Annotated in this window: 22 protein-coding genes; 7 read left to right on the forward strand and 15 right to left on the reverse strand. The window is 57.9% G+C overall.

Going from position 1 to position 24,669, the window contains the following annotated elements:
- Positions 1-7 precede the first annotated feature (7 nt).
- The 6 genes from B5F35_RS01855 to B5F35_RS01880 form a co-directional block, all read right to left on the reverse strand.
- The gene (locus B5F35_RS01855; RefSeq protein WP_087237567.1) at positions 8-259 is read right to left on the reverse strand and encodes a fatty acid kinase subunit FakA-related protein; all 252 of its coding nucleotides are present in this window, start codon (positions 257-259) and stop codon (positions 8-10) included.
- Positions 260-597: 338 nt separating this feature from the next.
- Positions 598-1,584: a diaminopimelate dehydrogenase gene (locus B5F35_RS01860; protein WP_087237500.1), complete on the reverse strand. Its 987-nt coding sequence runs from the start codon at positions 1,582-1,584 to the stop codon at positions 598-600.
- A gap of 44 nt (positions 1,585-1,628) precedes the next feature.
- Positions 1,629-3,653: a S1C family serine protease gene (locus B5F35_RS01865; RefSeq protein WP_087237503.1), complete on the reverse strand. Its 2,025-nt coding sequence runs from the start codon at positions 3,651-3,653 to the stop codon at positions 1,629-1,631.
- An 11-nt stretch (positions 3,654-3,664) separates the two neighbouring features.
- Positions 3,665-5,194, reverse strand: coding sequence for a sensor histidine kinase (locus tag B5F35_RS01870; RefSeq protein ID WP_087237505.1), 1,530 nt, complete (start codon positions 5,192-5,194; stop codon positions 3,665-3,667).
- A 2-nt stretch (positions 5,195-5,196) separates the two neighbouring features.
- The gene (locus B5F35_RS01875) at positions 5,197-5,886 is read right to left on the reverse strand and encodes a response regulator transcription factor (protein WP_087237506.1); all 690 of its coding nucleotides are present in this window, start codon (positions 5,884-5,886) and stop codon (positions 5,197-5,199) included.
- A gap of 210 nt (positions 5,887-6,096) precedes the next feature.
- Positions 6,097-7,026 carry a PepSY domain-containing protein gene (locus B5F35_RS01880; RefSeq protein WP_087237508.1) on the reverse strand — a complete coding sequence of 310 codons (930 nt, stop codon included), beginning with the start codon at positions 7,024-7,026 and terminating at the stop codon, positions 6,097-6,099.
- A 349-nt stretch (positions 7,027-7,375) separates the two neighbouring features.
- Here B5F35_RS01880 and B5F35_RS01885 point away from each other — a divergent pair, with 349 nt between their 5' ends.
- The gene (locus tag B5F35_RS01885; RefSeq protein WP_162611299.1) at positions 7,376-8,242 is read left to right on the forward strand and encodes a DegV family protein; all 867 of its coding nucleotides are present in this window, start codon (positions 7,376-7,378) and stop codon (positions 8,240-8,242) included.
- A 72-nt stretch (positions 8,243-8,314) separates the two neighbouring features.
- Here the strand turns inward: B5F35_RS01885 and B5F35_RS01890 are convergent, their stop codons facing one another.
- On the reverse strand, positions 8,315-8,695 hold the full coding sequence (locus B5F35_RS01890; RefSeq protein ID WP_087237512.1) for a helix-turn-helix domain-containing protein: 381 nt from the start codon (positions 8,693-8,695) through the stop codon (positions 8,315-8,317).
- A gap of 119 nt (positions 8,696-8,814) precedes the next feature.
- Here B5F35_RS01890 and B5F35_RS01895 point away from each other — a divergent pair, with 119 nt between their 5' ends.
- Entirely contained in the window at positions 8,815-9,327 is a 513-nt protein-coding gene (locus B5F35_RS01895; protein WP_087237514.1) for an SLOG family protein, read from the forward strand.
- On the opposite strand, the gene B5F35_RS01900 is transcribed toward B5F35_RS01895, so the two are convergent.
- From B5F35_RS01900 to B5F35_RS01910, 3 genes are all read right to left on the reverse strand, one after another.
- Complete coding sequence (locus B5F35_RS01900; protein WP_087237516.1) at positions 9,314-9,901, reverse strand: GNAT family N-acetyltransferase; 588 nt, start codon at positions 9,899-9,901, stop codon at positions 9,314-9,316. The two genes, B5F35_RS01895 and B5F35_RS01900, sit on opposite strands and share 14 nt — an antisense overlap.
- Positions 9,902-9,997: 96 nt before the next feature.
- Entirely contained in the window at positions 9,998-10,579 is a 582-nt protein-coding gene (locus B5F35_RS01905) for a family 43 glycosylhydrolase (protein ID WP_087237518.1), read from the reverse strand.
- Between the two features lie 77 nt (positions 10,580-10,656).
- Positions 10,657-11,604, reverse strand: a complete 948-nt coding sequence (locus B5F35_RS01910) for an L-lactate dehydrogenase (protein ID WP_087237520.1) — start codon at positions 11,602-11,604, stop codon at positions 10,657-10,659.
- Between the two features lie 372 nt (positions 11,605-11,976).
- On the opposite strand from B5F35_RS01910, the gene B5F35_RS18365 reads away from it, so the two are divergent.
- Positions 11,977-12,180, forward strand: a complete 204-nt coding sequence (locus B5F35_RS18365; protein ID WP_140401122.1) for a hypothetical protein — start codon at positions 11,977-11,979, stop codon at positions 12,178-12,180.
- A gap of 194 nt (positions 12,181-12,374) precedes the next feature.
- Here the strand turns inward: B5F35_RS18365 and B5F35_RS01915 are convergent, their stop codons facing one another.
- The 3 genes from B5F35_RS01915 to carB all read right to left on the reverse strand — a co-directional run bounded on the left by B5F35_RS01915 (position 12,375) and on the right by carB (position 18,293).
- Entirely contained in the window at positions 12,375-14,186 is a 1,812-nt protein-coding gene (locus tag B5F35_RS01915; protein ID WP_140401123.1) for a MutS family DNA mismatch repair protein, read from the reverse strand.
- A gap of 118 nt (positions 14,187-14,304) precedes the next feature.
- Positions 14,305-14,844, reverse strand: a complete 540-nt coding sequence (gene rbr / locus B5F35_RS01920) for a rubrerythrin (RefSeq protein ID WP_087237524.1) — start codon at positions 14,842-14,844, stop codon at positions 14,305-14,307.
- A 224-nt stretch (positions 14,845-15,068) separates the two neighbouring features.
- On the reverse strand, positions 15,069-18,293 hold the full coding sequence (carB, locus tag B5F35_RS01925) for a carbamoyl-phosphate synthase large subunit (RefSeq protein ID WP_087237525.1): 3,225 nt from the start codon (positions 18,291-18,293) through the stop codon (positions 15,069-15,071).
- A 494-nt stretch (positions 18,294-18,787) separates the two neighbouring features.
- Between carB and B5F35_RS01935 the strand changes: the two genes are divergently transcribed.
- Together B5F35_RS01935 and B5F35_RS01940 are read left to right on the forward strand one after the other, a co-directional pair.
- Positions 18,788-19,237 carry a SpoVA/SpoVAEb family sporulation membrane protein gene (locus B5F35_RS01935; protein WP_087237529.1) on the forward strand — a complete coding sequence of 150 codons (450 nt, stop codon included), beginning with the start codon at positions 18,788-18,790 and terminating at the stop codon, positions 19,235-19,237.
- Positions 19,238-19,475: 238 nt separating this feature from the next.
- On the forward strand, positions 19,476-19,739 hold the full coding sequence (locus B5F35_RS01940; RefSeq protein WP_087237531.1) for a hypothetical protein: 264 nt from the start codon (positions 19,476-19,478) through the stop codon (positions 19,737-19,739).
- Between the two features lie 3 nt (positions 19,740-19,742).
- Here the strand turns inward: B5F35_RS01940 and B5F35_RS01945 are convergent, their stop codons facing one another.
- Together B5F35_RS01945 and B5F35_RS01950 are read right to left on the reverse strand one after the other, a co-directional pair.
- The gene (locus tag B5F35_RS01945) at positions 19,743-21,149 is read right to left on the reverse strand and encodes an MATE family efflux transporter (protein WP_087237533.1); all 1,407 of its coding nucleotides are present in this window, start codon (positions 21,147-21,149) and stop codon (positions 19,743-19,745) included.
- 617 nt (positions 21,150-21,766) lie between these two features.
- Positions 21,767-21,958 (reverse strand): hypothetical protein, encoded by a 192-nt coding sequence (locus tag B5F35_RS01950; RefSeq protein WP_087237535.1) that lies wholly within the window; start codon positions 21,956-21,958, stop codon positions 21,767-21,769.
- Between the two features lie 181 nt (positions 21,959-22,139).
- On the opposite strand from B5F35_RS01950, the gene B5F35_RS01955 reads away from it, so the two are divergent.
- Both B5F35_RS01955 and rny read left to right on the forward strand, forming a co-directional pair.
- Positions 22,140-22,631, forward strand: coding sequence for a tRNA (cytidine(34)-2'-O)-methyltransferase (locus B5F35_RS01955; RefSeq protein ID WP_087237537.1), 492 nt, complete (start codon positions 22,140-22,142; stop codon positions 22,629-22,631).
- A 459-nt stretch (positions 22,632-23,090) separates the two neighbouring features.
- Positions 23,091-24,647 (forward strand): ribonuclease Y, encoded by a 1,557-nt coding sequence (gene rny, locus B5F35_RS01960; RefSeq protein ID WP_442856413.1) that lies wholly within the window; start codon positions 23,091-23,093, stop codon positions 24,645-24,647.
- Positions 24,648-24,669: the final 22 nt, after the last annotated feature.

Genomic DNA, 24,669 nt, shown 5'->3' on the forward strand with positions numbered 1-24,669 from the left:
CGGGCTCTTACCCCTTCAGCCCGTGCTCCTGACGCTCCATATTCTCCACCACCACATCGAAAATATCGCCCTTGGAAGCGCAGTATTCGAGCACCTTCCACGGTGTATTGGTGTGGAAATGAATCTTGATCAACTCCTCGTCCCCGGCGGCAATGAGACAGTCGCCGGGGATGTTTTGCTGAATGTAATCGTGGATCTCGTCCTCGTCGAGGTTTTCTCCTTCGATCAAAAGCTGCGTATCAAATTGAAATTCCAGCATCTTCGTTTCCTCCCTGTCCATCACACCGCTTCCCGCCAGCACCATGCTCTCACTGAAACCGCGAAGCGCTTGAAGTTTTTTTGCCCGGCATTCTCTCAGCCGGCGGCAAGCGTCTCAAAAGGGTTCGCGCCGCTTCCCGTCAGCATCGTGCTCACACTGAAAATGCGGAGCGCTTGAAGATTTTTTGCCCGGTGTTCTCTCAGCCTGTGGCAAGCGTCTCAAAAGGGTTCGCGCCGCTTCCCGCCAGCATCGTGCTCACACTGAAAACGCGGAGCGCTTGAAGTTTTTTTGCCCAGCTTTTTTACAAAAAAAGCTGGTGAAGTTTTTTTGCCCGACTTTTACAGGAAAAGCTGGCGGAGGGTTTCGGGAGACTCGGGGCAGAGAAGGGCGGGGGGAATGTCAAAGACAGTCTTGCAGCCGGCATCGCCCTGCGCGGCGAGACGCGCGACGGCGCGGGCATACGCGACAAGGACGGAGGACGTAAACTCCGGGTTGGAATCGAGGCGCAGGCTGTACTCGATGACGTGGGTGTTTTCGCCGTTCCAGCCGGTCTTGCCGCTGCGCAGGACAAAGCCGCCGTGCGGGATTCCGGCATGGTCGCGCTGAAGCTCCTCCTCGGAGATAAAGTGCACCGTCGTGTCGTAATCCGCAAAATAGTTCGGCATGGTCTTGATCTCGCGCTCAATGCGCTCCTTGTCCGCACCGTCCTCGGCCACGACAAAGCACTCGCGGGTGTGCTTCTCGCGGGTGGTCAGCTCGGGGGCCTCGCCATTGCGTACACGCTCCAGCGCGCTCTCCACGGGGATCGTATACTGGCGCGCGTCCTTCACGCCCTCAATGCGGCGGATCGCGTCGGAATGGCCCTGGCTTACGCCCTTGCCCCAGAAGGTGTAGCCCGCGCCCTGCGGGAGAATCGCGTGGGCATAGAGACGGTTGAGCGAAAACAGACCCGGATCCCAGCCGCAGGAGATGAGGGCGGTGTGCCCGCTGGTTTTCGCGGCGGCATCCACGGCGGCAAAATGCTCCGGGATTTTCGCGTGCGTGTCAAAGCTGTCCACCACGTTGAACAGGGCGGCGCAGCGGGGCGTCTGCTCGGGGAGATCCGTCGCGCTGCCGCCGCAGAGGATCAGCACGTCCAGTTCATCCTTCCACTGCGGAAGATCGTCCGCCGGGTGCACACGCACGCCGGGCGTGAGAACGGAAACGGTAGACGGATCGCGGCGGGTAAACACCGCGTGCAGCTCCATGTCCGGATTCTGCCGGATGGCGCACTCCACGCCGCGGCCCAGATTGCCATATCCCAAAATACCAATTCGAATTGCCATATACTGTTCTTCCTTCCTTTTACAAAACGGCATGTTACTGCCTTTTACTGCTGTGTTTCTCCCGTATCCTCAAGCAGAACAATGGTATACTGCTTTTCGCTGCTCGGCGTTTCCGAGCTGCCGGGGCTGTAGACCGTCACAGTGATGCTCTCACCGCCGCTGTGTGTGCGCAAGACGGCATAGAGATCCTCCAGCGAGGAAATTTTCTGCCCCGCGGCTTCGGTAATGATATCGCCCGTGAACGCAATCCCTTTGAGGGGGCTGTCGTCGTTGACGGAGACAATCAGCACGCCCACGGGGATGCCGGAAGCATCCGCCTGGATCTCCGTCACGGTGCGCGCTGTGATGCCAAGACGGCTGCGGCCCGATACATAGCCGCGCGTCATCAGATCGCTGATGATATTCGACGCATCGCTGATGGGAATGGCGAAGCCGATCCCCTCATAATAGGTCGACACAACTTTGTTGGAGTTGATGCCCACCACCTGGCCATATTCGTTGACGAGCGCACCGCCGGAGTTGCCGGGGTTGATCGCCGCGTCCGTCTGAATGTAGGTCAGGCCGTTGGCCGCGCTCTGATCCAGCTCACGGTTGAGACCGGAGACAAAGCCGCCTGTCAGCGTGCTGCCGTACCGCTCGCCGCCGGGATTGCCGATGGCATAAACACGCTCCCCGACCTGAAGCTGGGAAGCGTCGCCAAATTCGGCGGCCTGAAGGTTCGCGGCGTCCACACGCAGGACGGCAATATCCGCATTTCTTTCATACCCGATCACCACGGCGGGATACTGCGTACCGTCGTGCAGCTTCACGGTGACGGTGCTCTCATTCGTGTCCAGCACGACATGGGAATTGGTGACAATATACCCGTCGGCGCTCAGGACGATGCCGGAGCCTTCGGAAATGTCGCCGTTCCACTCCGCGTTCACACTGACGACGGAATCGACACAGCGCTGGTATACCTCCACAGAGGACAGCGGACCGCCGGAGGGCTTGGGCTGGATCACGATGCCGCTCTCGCCGTAGACGATCTCCGGAAGCGTCAGGCTGTCGAAGGGATCTCCCCAGCCGCTGGGCTCCTCGGGCGACGAGGGGGTTTCGTTTGGTTCCGTGGGCTGCGTGGGATCCTCCGGCAGGAAGGGGTTCTGCTGCTGCCACTGTACAGGGAAATCATCGGGGCTCATGCCCGTGATGGAGCGATCCACTGCCGCGATGCCAAGCCCCACAAGCGAACCTATCACAATCAGGCCAAGCAGCACGATAAACACGCGCGCACCCGTACCGGCCGGCTTACGCGGCGGTTTGGGAGGACGGATGCTGTACTGGCCATAGGGGCTGTAGGAAGCGCCATACGGAGGACTCGGCGGCATGGCGCCGAAACCGGGCTGCTGCCACGGGTGCGGCTGTCCCGCCTGTCCGGGGTATGGCTGCTGGTATGCTCCCGGCTGCTGGTATGCTCCCGGCTGCTGGTACGCGCCGGGCTGCTGATACGCCCCTGGCTGCTGGTACGCTCCCGGCTGCTGATATGCCCCTGGCTGCTGATACGCTCCCGGCTGCTGGTATGCCCCTGGCTGCTGATACGCTCCCGGCTGCTGGTATGCACGCGGGGGCGTCTGCCAGGCGCGGGTGTGCGGCGGTTCTTCCGGGAACGGCGCTGCGGGCACTTCCGGTGCAGGCGGTGCGGGCGGCGCGTCGGAAACAGTGGGCTGCTCCGGCGCGGCGGTTTCTTCCGGGACAGCGGAAGCGTCCGAATTTTCCGGCATCCCCACCGCATGCGGCGTGTCCCAATCATCCTGCGGCCACACCAGCGCGGTTTCTTCGGGCATGGCTTCTGTCTGCGTGTCCTGTGCACCCTGCTGCTCCGGCTGTGCGGCGGAAGCTTCTTCGGGTTCCCCGCTGGAATCCTCCTTCGGCGGCTCGGCCGTTACAGGCTCCGGCGCGGAGAGCTCCGGCGCATCAGGCGTTTCTTCGTTCACAGGGATTGCCGCGTCCTGTGCGTCTGTTTCTCCGGCGGCTGTCTCAGACGGCTCGCCGGACAGAGGGGATTCGCCCCATTTTTTTTCTTGCTCCATTGCGTTCTCCCTCAATTCTTCTTGTCTTTGCCGGGCTTTTCCTTCCCCGGCTTGTCTTTTCCGACTGTCTCCGGGACAGCGGGCTGCGCTTCCCCAAGCTTCGGCAGCCAGAATTCAAACTGGCAGTATTCATTCTCCACGCTGCTGGCGGTAATCTCTCCGCCGTGCAGGCGGATGATCGTCCGCACAATGTACAGGCCCAGTCCCATTCCCGTCTTGTCCTTGCTGCGGGATTTGTCGGTTTTATAGAAACGGTCGAAGATCAGCGACACCTCATCCGCCGGGATGCCGGGGCCGCTGTTGCGCACGCGCACGAAGGTGCGATCCTCGCAGTCCGTCACGGCGATATGAATATAGCCGCCCTCATTTGTGAATTTCACGGCGTTCTCGATCAGATTGTACATCACCTGATGAATCATATCCGGGTCGCCGTCCACAAACAGGCTTTCCGCGTCCTCCAGACCCCGGATCTCAAGGCGCTTATCTTCGATCGGCTTTTCAAAGGAGAGCAGGGCGGAAAAAATCGTCTGGGTGATATCAAAGCGGGCGGGGCGCAGATGCAGCTCGCCGCTGTCGATCCGTGACAGATCGAGCATGGTGCGCACCAGACGCGAGAGCCGCTTGACCTCGTCCGACACAATCTGCAAATAATGGCGCTGCTTTTCCGGCGGGATTGTGCCGTCCAGAATCCCGTCGATAAAGCCCGCGATGGTGGTCATCGGCGTTTTCAACTCGTGGGAAACGTTCGCGATGAAATTGCGCCGCACGCTCTCACTTGTGGAAAGCGAGCTGGCCATGTTGTTGAACGCGATCGCAAGCTGGCCGATTTCGTCGTTTCCCGTGACAGGCACGCGGCGGGTGAAGTTGCCGTCTCCGAAGCTCCGGGCCGCGGACGCCATATCCCGCAGAGGCCGCACGAGACTGTACGAATACAGCCACACGATGCAGAACGACACCATAAACGACGCGACCGCCGCCAGCAGGAACATCTGCATGAGATTCGCGCGGTAATCGGAAAAGGCCCGGAAGTTGCACGAGGCAAACACCGCGCCCACCGAAATCTGGTCTCCCTCCTCGGGGACATAGGTGATCGGCACGCCCACCACATAGCACGGCGAGGGGTACATGCCGTCCATCGTCGTCTGGCCGATGTACTGGTTGTTCACGGCGCGGGACACCAGCTCCTGGGAGATATCCTGCGAAGCGGGCTGCATGCCGCTTCCGTAGGCCGATGCGATCACCGAGCCGGACAGATCCGTGATGAAAATATCGGAATCAATGTTTTCCGCGAAGGCCGACATAAACGTTTGCAGCTTATCCCCCTGCTCCCGCGTGATGACATATTCCCCATCCGACACCTTGATCATGCTTTTGGCCGCGATGGAGGAAACGCTGTCCGCGTTGCGCTGCAAAAGAGCCTGCTTTTCCTCCTGCCAGTTGCTCGTGCTGAACGCGAGCATCACCAGCCCCAGCAGGAAAAAGCTGATGAGGATGGTGAAGGAGGTGATTTTCAGGTATTTGCGGAACAGTGATTTCTGCATGGTTATTCCTTCACTTCAAATTTATAGCCAACGCCCCACACGGTCTTAAGTGCCCACTTGTCGGACACGCCCTCCAGCTTTTCACGCAGGCGCTTGACATGCACGTCCACGGTGCGGCTGTCGCCGTAATAGTCGAAGCCCCACACCTCGTCAAGCAGCTGATCGCGTGTGAACACGCGGTTCGGGTTGCTGGCCAGATGGTAGATCAGCTCCATCTCCTTCGGCGGCGTGTCCACCACCTTTCCATCCACCTTGAGCTCGTAGTTTGTCAGGTTGATGGAGAGCTTGTCATAGTGAACCTCCTTCACCAGATCGTCGCCGTTTTTCCCGAAGCGCCGCAGAACAGCTTTGATCCGGGCCACGACCTCTTTAGCTTCAAACGGCTTGACCACGTAATCATCCGCGCCCAGCTCCAGACCGAGGACTTTGTCAAACACCTCGCCCTTTGCCGTGAGCATGATGATCGGGCACTGCGATTTTTTGCGGATCTCGCGGCAGACCTGCCAGCCGTCGAGCTCCGGCAGCATGATATCGAGCATGATCAGATCCGGCTTTTCGGAGTCGAACAGATCGAGCGCCTGCCGCCCGTCGTTCGCAATCACCACATCAAAGCCTTCTTTTTCAATATAGAGCCTGAGCAGCTCGCAGATATTTCTGTCATCATCCACAACCAATATTTTTCCAGACGCCATAGGGCATCCTCCTTCCCGGCCTCTCCCCGGGCCGATGGTTTCTGTGTATCCAGTTTTTATTATACGGGAGCGGCCCTTTCAAGTGGTGAATATTTCATGAAAATTTGCTTCCCTTTCAGCCGCTTTGCACGCAAAAAGCGGCCGCGGACATAATGTCCGCGGCCGCCCGGCGAATGAGGATAGAGTTTTGTTATCGCGTTGGAGCGCCGATTAGTCGTCGTATTCCTTCTCGGTGAACAGGATGCTGCCGTTGGAAGCGTCGATCACGAACTTGTACTCCCAGTAGTAGCCTTCCTTCACTTCCACCTCGTACACAGCGCGGCCGTGCTCGTACTCATACTCCACGTCGGTGACGCGGCCGTTCGGCACCTGAGCCTGCGCAATCTCTCTGGCTTTGTCCATCGTGATGGAGCCGGTCGTCTGCGTGGGCTTGCTCACCTGCGGAGTGGAGGGGGTGCTGGCAGCCGGAGGAGTTGTCGTGGTGGAGGAAGTTCCCTTGTCGGGCAGGGTCGCAACAGTCTGCGCGCCCGCCAGATTCTTGGTGTAGTAGGAAGCGTCGGACTCCTTCTCCCAGCCGGAGCGGAGGACCGTGCCGTTGTCGGCGTCGATCACAATGGTATACTCGGCGTCGTTCAGCCAAACCTCGGCGTCATACACCACACCGTCATTCCAGCGGCTCTCGAGCGTGAGCTTGGAGACAAAACCGCCCTTGACCTGGCCCAGAGCCACCTCGGCGGCCTTCTCATAGGTAATGTAGCTGCCGGCGGGGATGGCCTCGTCGCGCTCGATGGTGTCCTGCTTGTTCTGGTAGATGGTGCCATCCGTGGCGCTGAACTCGAGATCGTATTCCTTGTTGTTGTAATGAATTTCAGCCTTGTAGCGCAGGGAGCCGTTGTCCTCGATGTCAAACTCGATGCTCTTGAGCACGCCGGGGACTTCCTTGAGCGCCAGATCCATCGCGCCCTTCATGGACAGGAAGGTGACGGAGGAGGTCTGTGCGGCGGGAGCCGCTGTCGTGGTGGAGGTGTTGGTGGTGTAGGAAACAACCAGACGGTCATTAGCTGCCGCGAAGGCGGGGACGGACGCGGATACGGCCAGGACAAGCGCTGCTGCGATGGAAATCATCTTCGTTCTTTTCATAAAAATTTTCTCTCCTTTTGTTTTGTATCAAAATTTGTGGGGGTGGGACGCCGCGACTGCCGCGGCGCTGTGTTTTGTTTTCTGTCTGTATATTGCATGAGGCGTTCACTTTATTGCAGGGGGCTGAAAAAAATTTTTTCATGTGGGCCGCGCGGCCTCGGAAAATTCTTTCGTTGTCTGTATATTGCACGGGCGGTTTGTTTTATTGCAGGATTGAAAAATTTTTTGAAAAAATTTTTTCCGCGGCTTTTCATTCCCCTTCGGGGATGCTATAATGATGTTTACATTTAGTATTCAAAACCATATGATCAGCCGGGCTTCCGCCCGTAAAGTGGAGAGGTGTTACCCCATGGTTAAAATCATTGTTGACAGTACCTCCGATATCCCGCGCGAGGAAGCCGAACGGCTCGGTATTATTGTCGTACCCCTGACGGTGCGTTTCGGGGAGGAGGAATTCCGGGACGGCGTGGATCTGCTGCCGCCCGAATTTTTTGCCCGGCTGGCCCTGTGCCGTGATCTTCCCACGACAAGCCAGGTCAGCTCCGGCGTTTTTATGGACACCTTCCGGGACGCGCTCACGGACAAGGATGACGAGATCGTGGGGCTTTTCCTCACACACCGGCTCAGCGGAACCTATCAGTCCGCCTGCATCGCGCGCAATTCCTTCCCCCGCCGGAAGATTTACGTCATTGACTCCGGCACCGGCTCCTATGGCCTGTGGCCGCTTGTGCAGGAGGCTGTGCGGATGCGCGACGAAGGCCGCTCCGGCGCGGAGATCGCCGCGCGCATCGACGAGATCAAGGGCCGCGTGATGCTCCGCATTGCGCTGGAAACCCTCAAATTCGTCCAGAAGGGCGGGCGCATCCCGATGACCGCCGCCGTTGTGGGCTCGCTCCTCCATGTCAAGCCCATCCTGCGGATTCAGGACGGAAAGATCGAGATCGAGAAAAAGGTGCGCGGCAATCAGGCTGCCTATGATTTTATGGCCAAAGCCATGGACGCGGAATGGGATCGCTCCTGCCCGCCCAGCCTCGCCTCCGCCCAGTGCCCCGATCTTCTCGCGGCCTTTGTGCGCCGCCTGCGCTCCGAAACCGGGATGGAGGAATACGACCACCACGAGCTGGGAACCGTTATCGGCACCTATTCCGGCCCCGGCGCGGTGGGCGTTGCCTATCTTTTGCGCGAGGATGCCGCGCCCGGCTCTGAAATGCTCTAATCACCACAAAACGGAAAGGCCCTCCGCGATTTTAATCGCAGAGGGCCTTTTTCTGTGTACCTTTATCCATGCTTACCCGGCAGGCTTTGCTTTGGACGGAGTATCACTGTATTTTTTCTCCATGGCAGCAATCAATTCCAACTGCTTTTGAAGTAAGTTCTCTATCAGAGGAATCCATTGTTCATCCACATGGGATAACCTTTCCGAAAATGAAACAGCGGAGTCTTCTTTTTTCCAGAGAAGCCGGTCAGCAGAAATCCCCAGAATTTCGCAAATCTTTTTCAGACTGGTCAAAGATACTCCCACAAATCCCAGCTCCACATCTGCCACAAAGCGGGGTGTCACACCCATCAGCTCCGCCAGCCGTTCCCGACTCATCCCGCTCTTGTCACGATAAAGCCGTATCTGCTCCCCTATCAGAACATTGATCTCTTTTTTCTCCTTTGCTCTCAAAGCTGTTCCCCCATTTATACCGTCTAATAAACGTATTTTATATGTAGGTATTAATAGACAAAATGGAGTATTAGACGTATAATATATACGCCTAATAATTCAAAAGGGAGAGAAATTTGTTGAACAGGGAAAAAACAGTTTGTTTCACAGGCCATAGAGAAATCCGAAAAAGCGACCGCTTTCTTTCCATCACGTTATACCATATTGTTGAAGAGCTTATTTTGAACGGTTTTACATTTTTTTGCTCAGGCGGAGCCAGAGGATTTGACACATTAGCTGCACAAACTGTATTGCAACTGAAAGAAAAATATCCTCATATACATTTAATTTTGATTCTTCCCTTCCGTAATCCATATACACAGGAATCCGGCTGGAAAAAAGAAGATGTCCAGTTTTATCTGGACATCAAAGAAAAAGCTACGAAAACATTTTATGTTCAGCAGGAATATAAGAGAGGATGCTACTATAAACGGGATCGATGGCTGGTCGACTCATCGTGGATTTGCGTCTGTTATCAATATCGAAATACAGGTGGAACAGCCTATACCACACAATATGCCCAAAAGGAAGGAATTCAGATCATTAACTGTATTGACACAAATCCGGAATCTTTCCATTTTATAAAAGAGTAAATTTCTCCCTTATCTCCGGAAACGGGAGAAATGGGGCGGGCGGAGTGAGAGGCGTACCGATGGCCTTTCCCATCCAGACCATATCATACCAGCGGTCGAATTTGAAAGCGCACCGCTCAGCGTGACCCCAGGTGCGAAAGCCCAGCTTTTCATGAAACAGCAGGCTTGCGCGCGTGAGATGGGGATCCTCCTCTTCGCGCGGGCAGGCGATGCAGGCGTTCAGACTCTGCACCCGCTGGGCAGTAAGGATTTTTTCCAGCTCGTCATACAGCCGCCTTCCCACACCCTGCCCGTGACAGTCCGGAGCCAGATAGATCGACGCTTCCGCCGACCACGCATACGCCGCGCGGGGATGCAGGGGTGAAGCGTAGGCATAACCGATCACCCGATCGCCCTGCCGCACCGCCAGCCACGGGAAGCGGCGCAGCGTTGTTTCGATCCGGCCCCGGAATTCTTCCAGAGAGGGTGGGGTCAGCTCAAAGCTGACGGCGGTGCGCTCCACATACGGCGCATAGATGGCAAGCATGGCCTGCGCGTCCTGTGGAGAAGCGACGCAAATTTGTATGGGTTCCATGTGAGAATTCTCCTTTCTGTGCGGGCGGCTTTGGCTCGCCCATACGCCAAAAAACGCCGCGGCGGAACGGCGCGCGGCGTTTGGCAGGGCAAACCTTTACAGCAGGCGGATCGTGCCGCCCTCGTCGGAGATGGGAAGGAACACCGGGCGCTCCTTCGGATTCTCGTTCGGCGTGTGCAGCACCAGGCGCAGAATACCGTCGAAGCCCCGGAAGATCATGCCATGGCCGCCGTCCTTGCCGAAGATCGGCTCCGGCGAGGGCTTCCAGTTTCCGGTGATTTCGCCGTTGTCCGGGTACGCCGCGCCCTGGGCGTAGCCCTCATAGCCCCCGGTCGACCACAGCATGAGCAGGCGGCCATCCGGGCAGCGGTGCATCCAGGGGCCGTCCGTCACATAGCAGTCGCCGTTGTCCCCGCCGCCCTTCGACCACGGAGCATCCGACGCATGGAACAGCACGCGCGGTTCACCCGCGGCGGCGGTGAGGTCGGGCGTGAGCGGCATGGCGCACATTTCGCCGTCCTTCACCTGAAGCCATTCATGGCAGAACACCAGGTACGGCGTGCCATCCGCCGCGACGTAGAGCGTACCGTCAAGGCACTCCCAGTCCGCGGGAGTCACGGGGCCGTCACTGAGGGGAACAAACGGGTCACGGATATTGATTTCACTCGTTTTTTTCATGGAACACTCTCCTCCCAAAAAGCGCTTTCTCGTTCCCTATTGTAACGCAAACGGGAGAAAAGATCCATCCGGGATTTTTACGACAGCCCGAGGGTACGGATCACCTCGTGCAGCTGAGCGGCAGACTCGTGCAGGGCGGCGGATTCCTCCGGGCTGAGCGGGATTTCCAGCACCTTCTCCACGCCCTCATGCCCCACGACGGTGGGCAGGCTGAGCGCGATATTTTCCAGCCCATACTCGCCGCGCGGCAGGACGGAAATCGGAAGCACGGCGTGCTCATCGCGCACGATGCACTCGGAAATGCGGGCGACGGCCATCGCGATGCCGTAATACGTCGCGCCCTTGCGCTCAATGATCTCATACGCGCTGCCGCGCACGGCCTCATAGATGCGCTGCATCGAATTTTCATGGTCGAAATGACCGCGCAGTTCGCAGAAATGGTTCAGGTCGATGCCGGAGACGTTCGCTCCGCTCCACACGGCCAATTCGCTGTCGCCGTGCTCGCCGATGATGACGGCATGAATGCTGCGGCTGTCCACGGCGAGATGGCGGCCCAGCTCATATTTCAGGCGGGCGGTATCCAGCACGGTACCGGAGCCGATCACGCGCTCGGCGGGATAGCCGGAAATGCGCTGGGCGGCATAGGTAAGCACGTCCACCGGGTTGGAAACGATCATCAGGATTCCGGAAAAGCCCGTGGCGGTCAGGTTCGGCAGGATGCTTTTGAGGATCGCCACATTCTTGTCGATCAGATCGAGACGCGTTTCGCCGGGCTTCTGGTTCGCGCCCGCCGTCACGATGACGAGGGAACAGTCGGCGGCGTCGCGGTAATCGCCCGCGTAGATTTCCATGGACGCGGTATAGGGCAGGCCGTGGCTGAGGTCCATGGCTTCGCCCTCGGCCTTTTTATGATTCGCGTCGATGAGGACGAGCTCGGAGAAGAGGCTGCGCTGCATCAGGCTGAACGCGATGGACGCGCCGACGAAGCCACAGCCGACAATAGCGGCTTTTCTGGGATTTGGCATAGAAAAAACCTCCTTTAATAAAATCATGTTTTCTGATTTTCTCTTTGTCGCTTCTTTTCCGCACTTAGCCGCTGAACTTTGATTTTCCGGTTCGCAAGAACCGCAAAATTGAAGTTCAGTCTGCGAACCGCCGCAGGCGGGGCGCAAGTTGCTCAGGCCGCATGGCCCCCCATTTCTTGCCGCCAAGAAATGGGGAAAAGAACCGCGAGGGGCCTTGCCCCTTCGAACCCCACGCTTTCTTTTCTACGTCAGTTTGCCGCCCCTTCTCCCTCAGCGCGGCCGGCCAAATTTGCGCTGACGCGCAAGACTGGCCGGCTGGTGGGGGAATCTCCCCAAATTAGCGTGGGGAATAATTTGGGGAGATTCCGTGCGTTGGGGTTACGGCTCTACAAAGGATTGCAGATAGCACCTAGGGCTTGTTTGAAAATAGAGAAAATGCCGGATTTTTTCCCAGAGCGAGGTGATTTCCAGGAAAAAAGCGCAGGAATCCTTGCCGGATTCCGAGCATTTTTGACGCAGAAAGCAGCCGCTGTTGGGGAAAAAGACGATGTTTATGATTTTTCAAACAAGCCCTAGCTGCTGAACTTTGATTTTTCGGGCAAAGCCCGCAAAATTGAAGTTCAGACCGCGAAGCGCCGTAGGTGCTTTGCGCGTTTTCCGTGGGTTGGAGCTACGGCTCTACAGGGGGTTGCGGATACCACCCAGCCGCTGAAGCGTAATTTTCCGGGCGAAGCCCGCAAAATTATGCTTCAGACCGCAAACTGACGCAGTCAGTTTGCGAGAATCCCCACCTTGCGCAGCAGGAACTGGCCGTTGGTGGTCTGGGAGGGGCCTTCGCGGCGTTTGTAGTCGAAGAAAATTTCGCCGTCGCGGTACGTTTCGCAGAAGCAGCAGTTTACCACACGTGGCCGCTCGTCCGCGAGACGGCAGATTTCCAGATCGTGCGTCGTGATCATGCCGGACACGCCCAATTCCTCCAGACGGCGCAGGACAGCTTCCGCGCCCACCAAACGGTCAACGGAGTTTGTACCACGGAAAATCTCGTCGATGAGGAACAGCACGCTTTTATCCTGTGCCGCCGCGTCGAGAATCGTCTTGATGCGCTGAAGCTCCGCGTAAAACGTGGAGATCCGCCCGGACAGGTCATCGGACAAACGCATGGACGTCATGACGCGCATGGGCGAAAATGTCAGCGATTCCGCGCAGGCAAAGCCGCCCGCGCAGGCCAGCACCATATTGATTCCCACCGTGCGCAGAAACGTTGTCTTGCCCGCCATATTCGAGCCGGACACAATGTGAATCCCCCTGCCAAGCGTGAAATCGTTGCAGACGCGGGAGTCGTTCGGCAGGAGCGGATGCCCCAGCGCCCGCGCGGTGAACACGCCCGTGCCCTCCGCCGGCTCCGGCACGCACGACCCGGCACAGCAGCGCGGCAGGTTCGCAAGGCTCAGCAAGCTTTCCGTCTCGCCCAGCGCAGAGAACCAATCCGTGGATTTTTCTCCCCACTTCTGCTTCCAGCTGTCGAGCGAAGCGGCATTCCAGAGATCCCACAGGAACAGGCCATTTAAAATGAACGCAAGAATGGAGCTGTTGCCCAAACCGATCCGCCGCGAAAGCCCGGCAAGGCGGCGCAGGGGCTCGCGCGCCCCGCCGAGCACCGCAGCCAGCTCCCGCAGCTTTTCGCTCTCAAACGGCTCCTGCGCAAACGTGTCCACCGGCTCTCCGCACACGCTCAGCCGATGGGAGGCGGCAGCCATCGCGGCAAGGAACGGACGGATCTGCGGCGAGCTCAGCCCCCAGATCGCAAGCTGGGCAAGGAACAGCACGCTGAACATCACTCCGGGCACAACGGCCATCGACTCGGGCAGCAGCAGCATCAGCAGGCCGGAACCGCACGTGAGCACGCGCAGCACCCAGAACAGGGCGCGCACCGCTCCGCTTTGCAGGCGGCGCTTGCCGTCCGCGAGACGCTCCGCCGCCTGTGGCAGGCTCTCCTCCACGCCGACGCGACCCAGCAAAAGCTCCATCCGGCAGCAGAATTCCGGCTTTCCCGCCAGCTCCGCCACAGCCCGCTGGCGCTCGCGGATCTCCTTCCCGCTGTAGCGCGGGCAGAGCAGATCCTCCGCGAACCGCGCGCGCCCGAAGGAGGTGCCGGTGCTGTTCAGAAGCTGAAAGAGTGAGCGCTTTCCCACGATATCGAGATCGCGGGCATATTCATGCTCCGATCCGGCCAGCTCCTCGCCCGTATCCTTGAAGTCTCCCCAGCGGCCCTCGAGACGATCCAGATGCTTCTGCACCAATTCGGCCATGCCGCTCTCAAAGCGCATGCGGGCATTGAGCTTCGCTTGCACGATGCCCGCCGCCACAAAAATCACCGCCTGTATGGCTGTGAGCGTGATCCCCAGCGTGGGATTGCCTCTCAGCCAGATAAAATAGACGGTGAGAAACACGGTGATGAGCAGCGCAAGCTTGGTCAGGCCGAAGATCAGCGAAAGACGGTTCCACTTCTTTTCCCCGGCGCGGTGCTTTTCCAGAAGCTCCTGCCACTGAGAAGCCGTTGTGTGTATTTGTTCCTGTTGCATGTGTGTTCCCCCGTTTGCTTTGCTTTTATCTTTTTCAGTATAGCACACAGGTATACAAAATTAAAAGAAAAAAGACGCTTCCCGGTACACAATCCTCCGGGAAGCGTCCTGTTATACCTTAATAGTTTTCCGCTCTGCGCTCAAAGTAGGCCTGCGGGTGCTTGCACGCCGGGCAGACAGTCGGGGCGCTCTTGCCGATGTGGATGTATCCGCAGTTGCGGCAGACCCACACGGTCTCCTCGCCGGCCTTGAACACGATATCCTGCTCCAGGTTCTGGAGGAGCTTGCGGTAGCGCTCCTCGTGGGACTTCTCAATCCCGGCGACAAGGCGCATCGTCGCGGCGATCTCCGTGAAGCCCTCTTCCTCGGCCACATCCGCGAACTCCTTGTACATCTCGGTCCACTCGTAGTTCTCGCCGGCGGCCGCGTCCTTCAGGTTCTCCGTGGTGGCCGGGATGCCGCCGTCATGCAGAAGCTTGAACCACAGCTTCGCGTGCTCCTTCTCATTGTTCGCCGTTTCCTCGAAGATAGCCGCGATCTGCTCGTAGCCATCCTTCTTCGCCTTGGAGGCATAGTAGGTGTACTTATTTCTCGCCTGAGACTCGCCCGCAAACGCCGCGAGCAGATTGGCTTCGGTTCTGCTTCCCTTGAGTTCCATTTTCATTTCCTCCTTATTTTGGTGACTGTTGCAGGTTTATTTCGCTCCGTTGGTTAGTGTATCCTTATTGTACCCGATTTATTTCCAATAATCAAGAGGTTTTCACATAAAAATAAGAATTATTCTTAAATTTATCCGAATTCCCCTATCTTACGGCACCTGGAGGCAAAAAAAGCCCCGAAGCGCGGGAAAGCGATCCGGGGCGAACGATACAAGATGAAATGTTATTCGGCGTCCGTGATGGCTGCGTGGAACTCCTGCAGGGACTTCACGCCGCGCGTCTCGGGATCCTTCGCGGCCTTGATGCCCTCGACAGTCGCCTTCGCGGCGGCCATGGTGGTGACATACGGCACACGGCCCTTGATAGCGGCCTTGCGGATATAGCTGTCGTCGGTCGCGCCCTTCTTGCCCAGCGGCGTGTTGACGATCAGCGTGACCTCGCCGTTGGTGATGCGGTCGAGCACGTTCGGACGGCCCTCGTTGATCTTCGCCACACGCTCGGACTCAATGCCCGCCGCGCTCAGCGCGTCATGCGTGCCGGCAGTCGCGATCAGCCGGAAGCCGCAGGACAGGAACCCGCGCGCCACTTCGGCAAGCTCCGCCTTGTCGCGGTCGTTGACGCTGATGAGCACCGTGCCGGAGAGCGGCAGCTTTGTCTGCGTGGCTTCCTCGGCCTTGAAGAAGGCTTCGCCCACGGTGGCGGCAAGGCCAAGCACCTCGCCGGTGGAGCGCATCTCCGGCCCGAGGACGGGGTCCACCTCCTGGAACATGTTGAACGGGAACACAGCTTCCTTCACACCGTAATGCGGGATCTTCTTCTCCTTGAGACCCGGCACCGGGGACGGACGGCCCGTCAGCTGGGAGGTCATGATATCGGTGGCAAGGCGCACCATCTTGATGTTGCACACCTTGGACACGAGCGGCACGGTACGGGACGCGCGCGGGTTGGCCTCGAGCACGAACACGCGGCCATCCTCAATGGCGTACTGCATGTTCATCAGGCCGACCACGTGCATTTCCTTGGCAATCCGCTTGGTGTAATCCTTGATCGTGGCAACCTGCTCGTCGGTCAGGGCGCGCGAGGGCAGGATGCATGCCGAGTCGCCGGAATGAACGCCCGCAAGCTCGATGTGCTCCATCACGGCGGGAACGAACACATTCTCGCCGTCGCTGATGGCGTCAGCCTCGCACTCCGTCGCGTGGTGCAGGAAGCGGTCAATGAGGATCGGGCGGTCCGGCGTCACGCCGACAGCCGCGTTCATATAGAAGGCCATGGCCTCATCGTCATAGACAACTTCCATCCCGCGTCCGCCGAGGACGTAGGACGGGCGCACCATGACGGGATAGCCGATGCGGTTCGCGATCGCGATGGCTTCCTCGGCCGTTGTGGCCATACCGGACTCCGGCATCGGGATGCCGAGCTTGTCCATCATGGCGCGGAACAGATCGCGGTCCTCCGCCATGTCGATCGTCTCCGGCGTGGTGCCGAGGATGTTCACGCCTGCCTTCTTGAGGTCGGCGGCAAGGTTCAGCGGGGTCTGGCCGCCGAACTGCGCAATCACGCCCACAGGCTTCTCCTTCTCGTGGATGCTCAGCACGTCCTCAAGAGTGAGCGGCTCAAAGTACAGCTTGTCCGAGGTATCATAGTCGGTGGACACCGTCTCCGGGTTGCAGTTGACGATGATTGTCTCGAAGCCCAGCTCCTTGAGCGCGATCGCCGCGTGCACACAGCAATAGTCAAACTCGATGCCCTGGCCGATGCGGTTCGGGCCGCCGCCGAGGATCATGATCTTCGGGCGGTCGTGATCGGTGGGAGCGTCGTTCTGAATATGATAGCTGGAATAATAGTAGGCCGCGTCCTTCGTGCTGCTGACGTGCACACCCTCCCAAGCCTCGTTGATGCCGTACTTCGCGCGGGCAGAGCGGATCTCCGTCTCCGGCACGGCCAGGATCTGGCTGAGGTACTTGTCGGAGAAGCCGTCGAGCTTCGCGGTGCGCAGGGCCGTCTCGTCCGGCACCTGGCCCTTGTGCTGAAGCAGCGCTTCCTCCTCCTCGACCAGCTCCTTCATCTGCTCGATGAAGTAATGCTTGATCTTCGTGAGGTTCCACAGCTCCTCAACCGTCGCGCCCTTGCGCAGGGCCTCATACATGATGAACTGGCGCTCGCTCGTCGGGTTCGCGAGCAGGGTGAGCAGCTCGTCCTTTGTCTTGTCGTGGAAATCCTTCGCCCAACCCAGACCGTAACGGCCGTTCTCCAGACTGCGGATCGCCTTCTGGAAGGCTTCCTTATAGGTCTTGCCGATGCTCATGACCTCGCCGACGGCGCGCATCTGCGTGCCCAGCTTGTCCTCGGCTCCCTTGAACTTCTCAAAGGCCCAGCGCGCGAACTTAATCACAACGTAGTCGCCGCCCGGAACGTACTTATCCAGCGTGCCGTGCTTGCCGCAGGGGATCTCGTCGAGCGTCAGCCCGCTGGCAAGCATCGCGGAAACCAGGGCGATCGGGAAGCCGGTAGCCTTGGAGGCGAGAGCGGAGGAACGGGAGGTGCGGGGGTTGATCTCGATAACGATGATGCGGCCGCTCTTGGGATCGTGGGCAAACTGCACGTTGGTGCCGCCGATCACGCCGACCTTCTCCACGATCTTATACGCCTGCCGCTGCAGCTCCTTCTGCACGTCCTCGCTGATGGTGAGCATCGGGGCGGAGCAGAAGGAATCGCCGGTGTGCACACCGAGGGGATCGATATTCTCGATGAAGCAGACGGTGATCATGTTATTCTTCGCGTCGCGCACGACCTCGAGCTCAAGCTCCTCCCAGCCGAGGATGGATTCCTCGACCAGAACCTGGCCGACGAGGCTGGCCTGCAAACCGCGCGCGCAGACGGTGCGCAGCTCGTCCACATTATAGACAAGGCCGCCGCCCGCGCCGCCCATCGTGTAGGCGGGACGCAGCACCACGGGATATCCCAGCTTTTCCGCGATGGCGAGGGCGTCGTCGACGGAATAGGCCACTTCGCTGCGGGCCATCTCGATCCCCAGCTCGTTCATGGTGTTCTTGAACTCGATGCGGTCCTCGCCGCGCTCGATGGCATCGACATTGACACCGATCACCTTCACATTGTATTTCTCGAGGATGCCGGCCTTGTTCAGCTCCGAGCACAGGTTCAGGCCGGACTGTCCGCCGAGGTTCGGCAGCAAAGCGTCGGGACGCTCCTTTGCGATGATCTGCTCCAGACGCTCCACATTCAGGGGCTCGATGTAGGTGATGTCCGCCGTCTCGGGGTCGGTCATGATGGTGGCCGGATTCGAGTTGACGAGCACAATCTGATATCCGAGCTGCCGCAGGGCTTTGCATGCCTGCGTGCCGGAGTAGTCAAACTCGCAGGCCTGGCCGATGATGATGGGACCGGAGCCGATGATCAGGACCTTGTGAATATCATTTCTCTTCATAAATATCCCTCGCCTCGCCTTTCTTTTGTCAGTCTATATCCTTATTAGTTTACTGGAAAACCGAAAAAATGACAACTGTTTTTTTAGAAGCATTTTTGCATATTTTTACAGGAGAAACTGATAAAAACGACAAAAAGCGCATGGCCCGGAAGCAATCCGTCCGCCATGCGCATATTGTGTCCCACACAGGGCAATCTAACCAAACGTGAAGTTTTCGGTCAAGCCTTTTTCAAAAGGGCGCCGTGTGCCGGTGGCACACAAATAAGGCGCCGACCGGAGCGGGAGCGGAGACGCGGGGGATGGGGGCGCGGTGCGCCAGTGGCGCACGAATTAGCGCCGACCGAGCCGGCAGGCGAGACCCAGAGCCCCATCAATCGCGCGAAGCCGCAAAGAAGGCAGAAAAAAGAGCGAAGCGATTTTTTTCGGACCTTTACCGCAAAGCAAAAAGCGGAGTGCTAAGCCTCGAGCAAGAAGGCGCAAAAGGAGGAATTTTTATGCCGCAAAAGCTCACAGAACAGGAATATCAAAAAATGGCGGAGCGGGCAGCGCCTGGATCGCCTGTGGTGAAAAACGTACTCCTCGCCTATGTTTCCGGCGGGGCCATCTGCTGCCTGGGACAAGCCCTGTTTCTGGCGTTTTCCGCGCTGGGACTGCCCGAAACACAGGCGCGCGGCTTTGTCTCCGTGACGCTGATCGGCCTTTCCGCCGCGCTCACCGCCCTTGGCGTATACGATAACATCGCGCGCCACTGCGGAGCGGGCACGCTGGTGCCGATCACCGGTTTTGCCAACGCTGTCGTGTCCCCCGCCATCGAATTCAAGACCGAAAAGATCATCACCGGCACCTGCGCAAAGCTGTTCACCATCGCGGGCCCGGTGATCACCGCGGGCGTGTCTGCCAGTATTGTATATGGACTTATTTTGTGGATTTTCGGCATTGTTTAAAGACTGTTTAAATGTTGAAAATTTTCCTTGCGAGCGCAACCACAAAACAGGGGAAATCTGTTTTGCCTGAGTCAATCTGTCGTCTCTTTTTTTCGCCGTCACAGAATGTGAAAAATATTCACCTATCGGAACCGTCTTTTTACCTATTGACCCGCTCCCGGCCTGTGTGTAAGATAGAAATCGTGATTGTGAACAAAAGGTGAACACGTAAATTTTTGGGAGATGAGGTGCAGGATGTATGACGAGGACGGTAGGACAGGCGAGCTGGAATGGCGTAAGGCTGGAATACCTGGTGGCACAGGACGACGCGGGAAGCGTTGGCGTGGAAATCCGGGAAACGGTCACACGAAGCGTGTTTGCGTCTCTATTTCCGGCTGGGCCGGGGAATTTTGAAAAGGCGGAAGAGTTTGCCAAGCGACTGGCGGACGGCCTCGTCTTTGCAGATAACCTGCCGGAACTCGCGGAGGATTTCCGCATGGAGCAAAGCTTTACGGGTGCGTGAATTTTATTCACGCACCCCTTTTTTCTGTCTGGGCGGCTCCGGTGCAAAGCCTGCCTTGCGGATGCTGCGGCGCAGCCAGCCTCCCTGCAAATAATAAATGATGAAAAGCACGCTCGTCAGCGCCCAGGAGATCGGATAACCCCAGACGAGCATCTCGATCGTGTGGTACTGCGGCACGACAAAGAGGATCCACAGGATTCTTCCCACGCACACGCCGAAGCAGGTGATGATCATCGGCCAGAAGGAATCGCCCGCGCCGCGCACCGTGCCGGAGATGACTTCCACGCAGACATAAGTAAAATAGAACGGGGCCAACGCGTGGATGATCTGCATGCCGCTCTCGATCACGCCCTCGTCGGAGGTGAAGATCCGGAAAATCAGCGGGCCAAAAACCAGCACCACCGTGCTGATCAGCGCCGCCGCCCCAAAGGCCATCAGCCCGCACACACGCACACAGCGCCGGATCCGGTCGTATTTCTGCGCACCGAAATTCTGCCCGGAGAAGGTGGTGGTCGCCGTGCCAAACGCGCCCATGATCATCCAGAAGATACCGTCGATCTTGCCGTTTGCCGTCCAGGCGGCAATCACATTCGTGTCGAAGCTGTTGATCGTGGCCTGCACAATGATATTGGAGACATTATAAATGACGCTTTGCAGGCCCGCCGGCAGGCCGATGCGCACAATGTCGCGCAGGATCGGCAGCGAAAAGCGGATATCCCGCAGACGCACGCGGTACACGTCATCCGAGCGCATGAGGATATACATCACCAGCACGGCGCTCACCGCCTGGCAGAGAATCGTCGCGATCGCCGCGCCGTTGACGCCGAGGTTCAGCGCCACAACAAACAGCAGATCCAGCACCACATTCAGGAGTGTGCTGAAAATCAGGAAATACAGCGGACGCTTGGAATCGCCCACGGCGCGCAGAATACCCGCGCCCATGTTATACACGAGGTTGAACACCATTCCCAGGAAATAAATGCGGATGTAGGAAAGCGCATGATCGAAAATATCCGCGGGCGTGCTCATAATCGTGAGCGCCAGCGGCGACACGATCAGCCCCACGACCATGAACACCACGCCGCCCGCAATGCCCAGCGCCGTCGCGGTGTGCACCGCAAGGCTCGTCTCCGCCGGGCGGTACGCCCCGTAATACTGCGAAATGATAACCGTCGCACCCGAGGACAGGCCGACGAAAAAGCCGACCAGCAGATTGATCAGCGTTCCCGTGGAGCCGCCCACGGCCGCCAGAGCCTCCTTGCCCACATACTGTCCCACGATAACGGCGTCCACGGTGTTGTACAGCTGCTGAAAAAATGTCCCCAGCATGATGGGGAAGAAAAAGATCAGAAGCTGCTTCCAGATCACGCCCTCTGTGATGCCGTTTATCCGGCCTCTCTCCGATGCCATGGATCCATGCCCCTCCCGTTTTTGGCAAAAAATCAGGCGGGCACAAGCCCGCTTTCCCACAGCATAGCACCTTTCTGCGGCTTTGTCCAGATGACGGAGAGGGTTTGTGCAGGCTTTCTTTTTCCTTCTGTTGACAATGTGGAGAATCCAGCTTATAATAAAAGTGTGGAAACCCGGACGGTTGCCACAGCATACATAAAACTTAATGAATCTGTGAAGCTTTCACTTCACGCAATCCATGAGCCGTTCTGTTGCAGCAGACGGCTCACTTCTTTTTGTTATGGAACTTGTCCCATGCCTGAAGAAAAATCCAGCCAATCGAGACAATCCAAAAAACTTCCTGAAGCGTTATGTATATCACCCCTTTTGAGAAAAATTTCCCGCGAGGGCTCTATACATGCCTTCCTTTCCGCTCCCGCGGGATGGTCAGGCAACCGTCTTTTTCACCGTACACCGTCTACAAAATGGCTAAAACTCAACTGCGGACGGTGGGTTTCCACAGATACCATTATATCGAGCGAGTTTCTTCTGTCAATACAAACGCAAAACATCCCGAACGCCTGCGCGTCCGGGATGTTTTGCGTTCGGGCTTCTTTCAGGATTTGCTGGGAAACGCTTCAGTGCATCATGGAGCTGACATTGCCCATCATATCGCCGGCAGCCTGTCCGACAGCGTTCATGGCACGCTGCACACTGCGGCGCAGATGCTTGTTATCCTTCATCATTTTCGCGCCGATCGCCGTCACAGCAGCCGCCGCGGCCATGCCGATACCGATTCCCTTGACCAAACCCATGGTTTCACGATACATTTGCACCAACCTCCAAGCTTGATAAATTTGTTTTGCGGAACGTAGTCCCTGCATTATCCTTCCCTCCGTTCCCGTGTTTTATGGCTCTCAGTTTTTGACAATCCCGTTTTCCGGGCCGTTGCGCTTTTTCCGCCGGTGTGCTACGATAAAAAGAAATCTGAATGAAAAGGGAGATCGTTTCATGCCCTCTTTGCATATCGTCCTTGTCGAGCCGGAGATTCCCCAGAACACCGGCAACGTCGTACGCACCTGCGCGGCCACCGGCGCACATCTGCATCTGGTGGGGCCGATGGGCTTTTCCATCGACGACCGAAAGCTCAAGCGCGCCGGTCTCGACTATTGGCGCCTGCTCGACATCACCCTCTATGACAGTCTTTCCGATTTCTTTTCCCGCAACCAGGGAAATTTTTTCTATTTCTCTTCAAAAGCCGGACGCACGCACACCGATCCTGTTTACCCGGACAACTGCTATCTGGTGTTCGGCAAGGAGACGGCCGGGCTGCCGGAGGATCTGCTGTGCGCCCATTATGAATCGTGCGTACGCATTCCCATGATCCCCGACAACCGCGCCCGCTGCCTGAACCTGTCCAACAGCGTCGCCGTCGGCGTATATGAGGTTCTTCGGCAGTGGGGGTTTCCCGAAATGCTGTGTGAAGGCAGCCTTTCCGAATAAAACCCGTCCCAGCCTGAAAAAGTGCACAAAAGCCTGTTTTCCCCGTCCTCATGCGGAAAAAGAAAGCATGTCCCCGTTTTCCGTCCGTTTTTTTGCCTTTTTCCGAAACGGCTTTTATTTATCTGTACAGTTTTGCATGGAATGAAGCCAAAATTCTTGACATGGCACAGGAAAAAAGGCTACAATAAGAAGCAGAATGGCGTTATCCGCCGTTCTGCGGATTGCTGGGCGTGACGCACCCGGACTCTGTTTATTGTTTCCATGAATCTTGAAAAAAATGAATTTTTTAAGGTGATTCCGTACAATTCCGCGCGCCTTATGGGCGCAGGAGATTTTTTGATATAATCACATTTCTTTCACCCCGGCTGGCAGGCGTTCGTGCGCCCAAAGCCGGACGCGCGGATTGACGCCTCCGAGCGGGCGGCATTGCCTTGAAGGACAAGGAGGTGTCCAAACAACTTGATACCTATCGTAGCAGCCGTGATCATTGCGGTCGTCTGCGCTGTGGCCGCTGGCGTGGTCTGTTTCTTTATCGGAATTGCACACCGGAAAAAGCAGGCTGAGCTGGCCATGGGCTCCGCAGAGCAGGAGGCCAAGCGTATTGTGAGCGAAGCCATCAAGACAGCGGAGGCGAAAAAGAAGGAAGCCGTCCTCGAGGGGAAAGACGAAATTCACCGCCTGCGCAATGAAAGCGAAAAAGAACTCAGCGACCGCCGCAAGGAGGTCCAGCGCCAGGAACGCAGAATCCAACAGAAGGAAGAAACGCTCGATAAGAAGATCGAGAGTCTGGAAAGCAAGGATGAAATTCTGAACGGCAAGATCCGGCAGGCCGAGGAACGCCTGGAGGAAGCCGAGGCCGTGAAAAAGAGCCAGTTCGAAATGCTGGAGCGTATCTCCGGCTTTACCATGGAGCAGGCCAAGGATTACCTGCTGAAAAATCTGGAAGATGAGCTGACCCACGACAAGGCCGTCAAGCTCATGGAGTTTGAACAGCAAACACGCGACGAGGCGGAGAAATCCGCCCGCGAGATTATATCCATGGCAATTCAGCGCTGCGCCGCTGATCATGTGGCGGAAGCCACGATCTCCGTCGTGCCGCTGCCCAACGACGAAATGAAGGGCCGCATTATCGGACGCGAGGGCCGCAACATCCGCGCCATCGAGACGATGACGGGCGTTGATCTCATTATCGACGACACACCCGAGGCCATCACCCTTTCCTGCTTTGAGCCGGTGCGCCGGGAAATTGCGCGCATCGCGCTTGAGCGCCTGATCTCCGACGGACGCATCCATCCCGCCCGCATTGAGGAAACCATCGAGAAGGCCCGCCGCGAGGTTGAGGCCACCATCAAGCAGGAGGGCGAACGCGCCGTCATCGAGGCGGGCGTCAACGGAGTGCATCCCGAACTCGTCAAGCTGCTGGGGCGTCTGCGTTACCGCACCAGCTACGGACAGAATGTGCTCAACCATTCGCTGGAGGTTTCCTTCCTCGCAGGCATTATGGCCTCCGAGCTGGGCCTCGACCCCACCATCGCACGCCGCGCCGGTCTGCTGCATGACATCGGCAAGGCACTTGACCATGAGATTGAAGGCTCCCATGTCGATATCGGCGTGGATGTGGCCCGCAAGTATAAGGAAAGCGAGACGGTTGTGCACGCCATCCAGGCACACCACGGCGACGTGGAAGCCAAAACCGTCATCGCCTGTCTTGTGCAGGCCGCCGACGCGATCTCCGCCGCACGCCCCGGCGCGCGCCGTGAGAATCTGGAAAACTATGTCAAGCGTCTGGAAAAGCTGGAGGAAGTTGCCTCCTCCTTCGAGGGTGTTGACCGCTGCTTCGCCATTCAGGCGGGCCGCGAGATCCGCATTATGGTCAAGCCCGAGATCATCACCGACGATCGCATGGTGCTGCTGGCCCGCCAGATCTGCACCAAGATCGAAAGCGATCTCGAATATCCCGGCCAGATTAAGGTGAATATCATCCGCGAGAGCCGCGCGATTGAATACGCCAAATAAAAAGTCCAAAAGGCCGCCGCAT

Origin of the sequence: Anaeromassilibacillus sp. An200 (genome assembly GCF_002160025.1) — a bacterium.
In the GTDB taxonomy this organism is placed as follows: Bacteria; Bacillota; Clostridia; order Oscillospirales; family Acutalibacteraceae; genus Caccousia; species Caccousia stercoris.